The following is an 8,150-nucleotide window of genomic DNA, read 5'->3' as shown; positions in this document are numbered from 1 at the left end:
AACCGCCTCGGCAGTGGTGTCGCTTGCGATAGTGCCGCGATACGTGTGTTCACCCTCCACGCTCAGCGGGGTCACAGTCGGACCTGGGTTGCCCGGCATGGCGCCCCGCGCCGGACGATAGGGATCAGTCGTGCTGCGGCGACCGTTCGACCGCCCTGTCGAGAACTCCGATTCGCCGGGGTCTTGTGAGTGACGCATTGTGTCTCCTCAGATAGGTCTGCCCCGCCTCGGCCGCGCTCGGGGAGGTGAGCTAGCCGGGGCGGGGCAAGTTTCGAAGGCCAGGTCAGACTGCGAATGTGGGCGGTTCGTAGTCGCCCGTCGCCTTCACCTGGATCACGGCAGCCGCGCCACGACGACGGGTGCCAACACCGAAGGATCGCTGGAGGTAGGAGTTCTGGAGGGGGTACTTCTCCGCCCCTGGGATGATCCGCAAACCGTGAAACGCGGTGTTGGCGTGCTGCCGGATCGCGATCGGGTTGACCTCCGAGTTGGGGCCACCCGTCGCCGCGACCGCCACGTACCCGGCCGGGATCAGGTTCGACGTGATTACGAGCGCGTGCCCGTAGCTCCCGAAGACCGGCAGGCCCTTGTAGGTTCCGGGTGCCTGCTGACCGACGATCGTCTCCTCAGTCAGGTACGCTGGCGCAGACTTCGACAACACGAAGTCGTACTTGGCAATTGGGCCACCGTTACGAGACTCTTCGCCGCGTCGGAACGTCGCGATCACGTCCGCATCGAACTCGTTGCAGAGGATGATGAGCTGGGAGCCGGCCACGGGACCGTAGCCCTTGGACGTAATGGTCTTCATCGCCTCTTCGAGGTCCCCGGAGTCGATTGTGTCGGCACCGCTGACGAGGTAGTGCGACGTAGTCTCAGGGAACTCCACGCCCATATACGGTGGCGGGGCGATTCCGTCGTCACCGGTGTACAGGCCATAGACAGTTGTCGCATCCTCGTTGGCGCCTGGTGCCGGATCGAACAGCCGGTTCAACACCGTCCCGGTCAGCAAGCGGTTGTCCGCCTCGATTGCCTGGGTGAGGTTGGCGTCGAGCTGCCGAGAATCGGCGTCGCGCAGAAACTTCCATGTCATCCCCAGCCGCAGGTCGTGGTCCTTGAAGGTGTAGCCGAGGCGCAGGACTTCTGCGTCGGCACGGCCCGATACCGGAACACCGAACTCGGACGCTTCCTCAAACTTCATCTGCGCCAACGTCTGCGGTACGGCTTCGCCGCGCAGTGTCGTATAGAAGCTCAGCAGCGACGCGATCGAGGTGCGCTCCTCGTTCCACACGTCGAGCACCGCCGCCCACTCGTCCCAGATGACGTTGAGGTCGATACCGTCGGCGGTGGAGTTGACGAGGACGTCGGCCTGGTTGCTGATACCTCGGCCTCGTCGGACTTCCGCACCGAAGATGGGCGTGAGCGCGAGCTGGCGGACGGATTGCACGGACATAGTTGTCTCCCCTAGTGTTTGGGTGGCGTGATCTGAGGGTTGCTCTAGCTCCAGGCCACCAGCCCAGGGAGTTGCTACGCACCGCGCAGCGGAATTGAGCGAATATGGGGTGAGCCGGTCGCCTCCGACGACGACTCGGCCCTAACTCTACCGGTTCACGCGATCGACGCCCTCGTCATCCGTTCCCGGTGGACACCTGCCGAGACCAGCACAGGCGCGTGCCTGTTCCGCATCAGATCGCAGTAGTCGCAGGTCAGGAACCCATTGACCGGTTACGATCTCGGCAACCTCGTTGGTCGGGCAAACCCTAGGGGAGGGTTGTTGTGGAAATCTTCCTGATCGTTTGGGGAATCTGCGGTGTGCTCGCGGCCGTGATCGCGAGCGCTAAGCATCGAAGCGCATTCGGGTGGTTCCTGATTGGAGTTCTATTCGGACCGTTAGGGGTCCTCGCTGCGCTCGTAGTCGGTGATGGTGACCCGGTCCCTAAAGGGATGCGCAAGGTGGCGTGTCCGCACTGCTTCGCACGGCAAGCAGTCGACCTGTCTGCCAGCAACTACGAATGCTGGCAATGCAAACGCTATGTCGAGACCACCCCGATCGGTCCACGCCGCCCTGGTGAGCGGGAGACCTGGCAGGAGTGGTTGGGCAGGGAACCTCCTAGGAAGGACTAACAGTTGCCAAACGGGGCCGCAACGGGGCCGCGTCCGGGAGCGAATCCCAGCCGTCCGAGACCGAATCGGAGGCGACCCGAAGCGGACCGAAAACGGCCTATTACCTGGTCTGACCAGCGGTTACGTCCGTCACGCCGAGGCGTCTACCTGCCCGACTCGAACCCACGTGCGGACCCTGAAAATTCTTCCCAAGCTGAATACGCGGGTTCGATTCCCGTCATCGGCTCCACCATCACCGCGGTCCGCAGGCCCTCCCCTGGTCCACTGTCGACTACCCGAAGAGGGCCACCGCGGTGCCGGAGATCAACGGAACGCTGAGCAGGACCAGGACGACTGCGTTGATCCAGCGGTGGTCACGCAGAACCGCCAAGAACTCACGGACCTGGGCGTTGGGGACGAAGTAGCGCGCGGTCTGGGCGCCGGTCGAGAATCCGTCGATCCCGGCAGACCGCATGAGCATCGCTCCGCGGAAGGCGTGATAGCCGCTCGTCACCACCGCGACCGGTTCGGTCACTCCACGCTCGTCGAGCACACGCCTCGAGTACCGGAGGTTCTCCGCGGTGTCGGTGGATCGATCCTCGAGCGCAATGGCATCACGATCGACGCCCTTCGACACGAGGTACTCGGCCATCGCCGCGGCCTCCGACAGCCGCTCGTCGCCACCTCTGCCTCCGGAGCAGAGGATCAGCGGGTCCAGGCCGGAAGCCCGAGCCAGATCATAGATCTCGCGACCGCGGTCGAGTCGTGACGCCAGCAGCGGACCGACGCGGGACCCGTCGAGCAGACCGGCACCCAGGACGATGATCGCGCCGACCTTCGCCCGTCGCGCCCGCCACCTGCTCCACCTGCCGTACAGCCACGACCAGAGCAGCAGCGAGGCGAACAGGAATCCCAAATAGCCGGCCGGAATCCCCACCGCCAGGAGGAAGTTGAGCAGAGCGTTGCTCGTCGACACGTCGAACCATCCGACCATGATCCCGAGCAGGACAGCGAGCGCGTAACCGGACAGGAGTGCACCCAGGAGCGCCGATAGCAAGTTCGCGGGGCGGCGCCCCTCTCGGCGCAGAAGCGTCACACCGTTGGCGATCAACGACACCCCGAGAATGAGGATGGCAAGCAGCGCAACGAGTCCTAGGGCCACGATGACCACCGCCGGCGCGAGAACCGAGCCGTCGTCGTCGACGCCCCTGTCCACGGCCGCGATCACCGCGGCGAGCATCACGCCCGACAAGCCCGCGGTCAGCAGGATGCCGGGGCTCAGACGACGTGGGTCCTGCCATGCGAGCACCGCGCTCATGATGAGCAGCACTGCAGCAACTATCAGTACGCCCAGCACGAGCTCGATGGTGTCACATGTGTCGCGCAAGTCAGGACATCGGGAACCGAGCCCAGTCGTTCTACTCGATCTCGGCGTGCACGACTCGTTTCTCCCCACCCACTCCCGTACACGATCGAAAAGCGCACGCACGTGCAATCATCGAACGAGTTGGACCGACGCCACAGTCGGTCCTCGTCATCCCAGGACGCACACAATGCATCTGCCCGCGATGAGAACTCCGATTCTGGTGCTGAGCATCGGCCTGCTCCTGAGCTGGATGCCGCCTCCGCCCGCACATGCGGCACCCAACCGGGTGGATGCTGCGCCAACGGGATTGACCCTCGACGGACGGCACTGGTGGCCATCCGGATTCGACGCCTACCAGCTGGCCACCGATTGGTCGGTGAATGCCGGTTGCGGAGCGATGGTTGATCTCGACGACTATTTCGCCGCCTTACCTCCGCATTCGCTCACTCGATTCAATCTGTTCGCTCAACTGGCCGTGAACAAGTACACCCAGCAAGTGGATTTCGGACCGATGGATGCCGTCTTCGACGCCGCCGCGCGGCACGATCAGATGGTCTTGCCTGTCCTCGCCCCTGCCGATGGCGCATGCGAGAGCGGAGTTTTCAAGGAACGAGACTGGTACCGATCGGGCTGGCGGACCGTCGCGGGCGCGGGTGGACTCACGTTCGAGCAATGGGTCAAGACGGCAGTGCGGCGCTGGAAGACCAGCCCGGCGCTGGCGGGATGGGAATTGGTGGGTGAACCCGAGCCGTCCGTCTGTGGCGATCAGTCGTGTGCATGGCAGCAGCGGTCGTGCCCGGTCGACGCCGCGCGCGTACTGCGGTCGTTTTTCGGCAGCGCAGGCGCGATGGTCACCCGACTGCACGGCGGGGCGGTGATCTGGTCCGGCTTCACCGGCGGTGGCCAGTGCGGCACCGCCGGGCCCGACTACCAGTACGTCGCCGGCTCCCCCTACGTGGACGTCCTGGACTATCACGACTACGGTGCGGACGGCGTCGCGCTCCCCGGGGATCAGTGGAACGGACTGGCCGAACGTCTACGCCAGGCGCGCGCAGTCGGAAAACCCCTCGCGGTGAACGAGATCGGCCAGCATGCCGGCTCTTGCGGTTCGACGTCCGAGCGCGCCGACGACTTCCGGACCAAGGTCGCCGGTCAGCGGGCGGCCGGGACGGCAACCGCACTGTTCTGGGCATTCGTGCCGGACCCGAGGCACGACCAGTGCACCTACGACATCGGTCCCGGTGACCCGGTGCACGAACTGGTCTCCGAACTGACCAGCCTCGGATGAGGGTCAGCACTCGGGCAACAGTGCAATACCCGGCCGACGGGCCGACCGGCCGTTAGACTCTGCCGATGTCCAGTCCCCTGGGGATCACCCCCGACGAGTCGCTGCGCAAGGGACTTCAGAGTCGTCATATCAGCATGCTCGCGCTCGGCGGTGCCATCGGCACCGGCTTGTTCGTCGCCTCGGGCGCCACCATCTCCGACGCGGGCCCGGGTGGCGCCATCCTGGCGTATCTGCTGATGGGCTGCATGGTCTTCTTCCTGATGCAGAGCCTCGGCGAGATGTCGGCGTACATCCCGTGCAGCAACCCGTTCGAGGAGTACGGAAAGCGCTTCGTGTCCAAGTCCTTCGGCTTCGCAGCCGGGTGGAACTACTGGCTCAACTGGTCGGTCACCCTGGCCGCCGAGTTGGTGGCCGCCGGGTTGATCATGAAGTACTGGGCACCCGACGTGCCGTCGTGGATCTGGTCGGTCGTGTTCCTGGCGGGTTTGCTGGCGCTGAACCTGTTCGCGGTCAAGGCATTCGGCGAGGCCGAGTTCTGGTTCGCGGCGATCAAGGTCATCGCGGTGGTCGTCTTCCTCATCGTCGGCGTGCTGCTGATTCTCGGTGTCGTCGGCGACCGTCCGTCGCCGGGCTTCAGCAACTGGACGATCGACGACGCTCCGTTCGTGGACTTCCCGCTCGGGATGCTGTCGGTCTTCCTCATCGCCGGTTTCGCATTTCAGGGCACCGAGATGATCGCGGTCGCCGCCGGCCAGGCGGTCGAACCGAAGACGGCCATTCCACGCGCTGTGCGCACCGTCTTCGTGCGCATCCTGCTGTTCTACATCGGCACCCTGACCGTCATCGCGTTCCTGATCCCGTACACCGACCCCAATCTGCTGAATGCGTCCGAGGAGAACATCGCGATCGCCCCGTTCACCCTCGTGTTCTCCGACGCGGGGATCGCGGTGGCGGCATCGATGATGAACGCCGTGATCCTGATCGCGATCCTGTCGGCGGGCAATGCGAGCCTGTTCGCAGCAACCCGCGCGTTGTACGGCCTGTCGGTGCAGGGCAACGCCCCACGTGTGTTCGGCTGGGTCACGCGATCAGGAGTGCCACTCCTCGCCGTGGCCGCGACGACGGCCATCGGTGCCCTCTGCTTCCTGGCCAGTCGGGTGGGCGACGGTCGCGCGTATGTCTGGCTGGTCACCGCCTCGTCGGTGGCGGGCTTCATCACGTGGATGGGTATCGCGTGGGCCCACTATCGTTTTCGTCGGGCGTGGCAGGCGCAGGGTCTGGACCTCGGCAGACTCCCCTACAAGGCCTGGCTCTACCCCGCCGGCCCGATCATCGCGTTGCTCATGTGTGTCGCAGTCATCGCCGGGCAGAATCTCCCGGCGATCCGCGACGGATCCGCGGGGAATCTCGAACTGTGGCTCACCGCCTACGGCGCACTGTTCGTGTTCCTCGCTCTGTGGTGGGGCCACAAGGTGATCACGCGCAGCCCGACCGTCGACCTGCTCACCGCCGATCTGTCACCCACATCGGCTGCGTCGGCGCATCGCGATCCGGATCCGGACCTCGTCGGCTGACGATCAGCCGACGAGCTCGGCGATGTGGTTCAACGAGTTACGCAGATGGTCGTCGGCGAACGGCGGGAACTCGATGTACTCGCGGATGTGGGTGGGTACGGCCGACCAGTCGTAGGTCAGGGTGAGCTCGGTGGACGACTCCCCCACCGGCACCAGGTCGTACCGCCATGTCCAGCCGCCGAACTCGAGCTCCCCGGAGTCGTTGCGCTGCCCTGGTTGCCACGCTATCGCCGACAGCGGTTCGATCACCTCGACCCGGTTCTCCATCAGGTAGTCACCGTCCGGATGGTTCGAGTGGTACATGTTCATCCGGAAGACCTGGCCCACCTCCCGCAGCGGTGTCGTGTCGACTGCGTCCCGAACCCAGCCGGTGCCGTCGATGGCCTGGTGTGTGCGGGGGTCGGCGAGCGCCGCGAACACCTCGTCGGGCGTGGCGGAGATCGTGCGGCTGACGGCAACGTTCTCGTGCGTCATGGTGCTGGCCCTTTCGGGTCGGGTCCCCCGGATCGGGGATCGGACACAGAGGTGGACCCGAACCGGCGCCCGTACTCATCGGCGACCTTGTTTCCCACGAGTGCATGCCATCCTCGTGAGATGGACCTGCGCCTGAGTCGCGAACGCTTCGCCGCCGCCCGGTCGGTCACGCTCGCCACCGTGTCACCCTCCACCAAGCCGCACCTGGTCCCCGTCGTGTGCGCACTCGACGACGACGTCATCTACACGTGCGTGGATCACAAGCCGAAACCGAACCACCGCACTCCGTCGTCTCGCCAACATCGCGGACAATCCCGCGGTGTCGCTCCTGGCTGACATGTATTCCGACAACTGGGATGAACTCTGGTGGGTGCGGGTCGACGGCCGGGCACATGTCGTCGACGCCGGTGAATCCGTCGGCAGTCACGGCATCGACACGCTGGCCGCGAAGTACCCGCAGTATCGACTCCGACGGCCCGATGGACCGGTGATCGTCGTCGAGTCTCTGACGTGGCACAGCTGGTCGGCCACCTCATAGGCACCAGGGCCCATCTCACGGCGTCACCGAGGAGGCGATCGTCACCTTCGGTCGTTCTCGGGGAATGCGCCGAACCGGTCGCCTCGTTGCGCCGATGGACAACATCGTCGTCGAACAAAGAGGTGCAGTTGTGAAGATCGGGATCATCGGAGCGGGATTCATCGGCGGGACGCTCACGCGTCGTCTGACATCGTTGGGACACGAGGTGCGGGTGGCGAACTCGCGCGACCCGGAGACGCTGGCCGAACTGGCCTCCGAGACCGGCGCCACCGCCGTTTGGGCCGCCGACGCCGCGAAGGACGCCGACCTGGTGATCGTCAGCATCCCGCAGAAGAACACCCCCGACCTCGCGCCGGGCATCCTCGACGCCCGCAAGCCCGACGCCCCGGTGATCGAGACCAACAACTACTACCCCCAGCAGCGCGACGGCAAGATCGAGGCGATCGAGAACGGCACCCCCGAGAGCGTGTGGGTGTCGGAACTGCTCGGCGTCCCGGTGTACAAGGTGTTCAACGGGATCTACTGGAAGCACCTGCTGAACAAGGGCGTACCCGCGGGCACAGAGGGCCGTATCGCGCTGCCGATCGCCGGCGACGATACGGCGGGCAAGGAGATCGTGTTCCGCGTGGTCGACGAACTCGGGTTCGACCCGGTCGACGCCGGACCGCTCGCCGAGTCGTGGCGGCAACAGCCGGGAACGCCGGTGTACGGCAAGGATTTCGGCGTCGACGACACCCTCAAGGCGCTCGCCGATGCGTCGCCGGAACGCACCGCTGAGTGGCGCGCCTGACGCACTGACAGGGGCGGCAC

7 protein-coding genes and 1 pseudogene are annotated in these 8,150 nt (G+C 65.4%); 4 read left to right on the top strand and 4 right to left on the bottom strand.

Annotation, left to right across the window (positions count from 1 at the left end; genetic code table 11):
- The 3 genes from ACFUEJ_RS23280 to ACFUEJ_RS23270 all read right to left on the bottom strand — a co-directional run.
- The coding region (locus ACFUEJ_RS23280; RefSeq protein WP_388032242.1) for a hypothetical protein at nucleotides 1-198 on the bottom strand (198 nt) is incomplete at its 3' end.
- An 85-nt stretch (nucleotides 199-283) separates the two neighbouring features.
- Complete coding sequence (locus tag ACFUEJ_RS23275; RefSeq protein ID WP_388032240.1) at nucleotides 284-1,450, bottom strand: hypothetical protein; 1,167 nt, start codon at nucleotides 1,448-1,450, stop codon at nucleotides 284-286.
- A gap of 942 nt (nucleotides 1,451-2,392) precedes the next feature.
- Entirely contained in the window at nucleotides 2,393-3,487 is a 1,095-nt protein-coding gene (locus ACFUEJ_RS23270) for a YdcF family protein (protein WP_388032238.1), read from the bottom strand.
- A 181-nt stretch (nucleotides 3,488-3,668) separates the two neighbouring features.
- Between ACFUEJ_RS23270 and ACFUEJ_RS23265 the strand changes: the two genes are divergently transcribed.
- Both ACFUEJ_RS23265 and ACFUEJ_RS23260 read left to right on the top strand, forming a co-directional pair.
- A complete protein-coding gene (locus ACFUEJ_RS23265) occupies nucleotides 3,669-4,754 on the top strand; it encodes a beta-mannosidase (RefSeq protein WP_388032234.1) in 1,086 nt (361 codons plus the stop codon).
- Nucleotides 4,755-4,819: 65 nt separating this feature from the next.
- Nucleotides 4,820-6,328 carry an amino acid permease gene (locus ACFUEJ_RS23260; protein WP_388032232.1) on the top strand — a complete coding sequence of 503 codons (1,509 nt, stop codon included), beginning with the start codon at nucleotides 4,820-4,822 and terminating at the stop codon, nucleotides 6,326-6,328.
- Between the two features lie 3 nt (nucleotides 6,329-6,331).
- On the opposite strand, the gene ACFUEJ_RS23255 is transcribed toward ACFUEJ_RS23260, so the two are convergent.
- A complete protein-coding gene (locus tag ACFUEJ_RS23255; protein WP_388032230.1) occupies nucleotides 6,332-6,802 on the bottom strand; it encodes an SRPBCC domain-containing protein in 471 nt (156 codons plus the stop codon).
- A gap of 120 nt (nucleotides 6,803-6,922) precedes the next feature.
- Here ACFUEJ_RS23255 and ACFUEJ_RS23250 point away from each other — a divergent pair.
- Nucleotides 6,923-7,340 (top strand): annotated as a pseudogene (locus ACFUEJ_RS23250) (TIGR03668 family PPOX class F420-dependent oxidoreductase).
- A 130-nt stretch (nucleotides 7,341-7,470) separates the two neighbouring features.
- The gene (locus ACFUEJ_RS23245; protein ID WP_065630393.1) at nucleotides 7,471-8,130 is read left to right on the top strand and encodes an NADPH-dependent F420 reductase; all 660 of its coding nucleotides are present in this window, start codon (nucleotides 7,471-7,473) and stop codon (nucleotides 8,128-8,130) included.
- The last annotated feature ends 20 nt before the right edge of the window (nucleotides 8,131-8,150 follow it).

This window comes from Gordonia sp. NPDC057258 (genome assembly GCF_042668985.1).
Taxonomy (GTDB): Bacteria; Actinomycetota; Actinomycetes; order Mycobacteriales; family Mycobacteriaceae; genus Gordonia; species Gordonia hongkongensis.
This window is presented reverse-complemented; position numbering and strand designations above follow the sequence as displayed.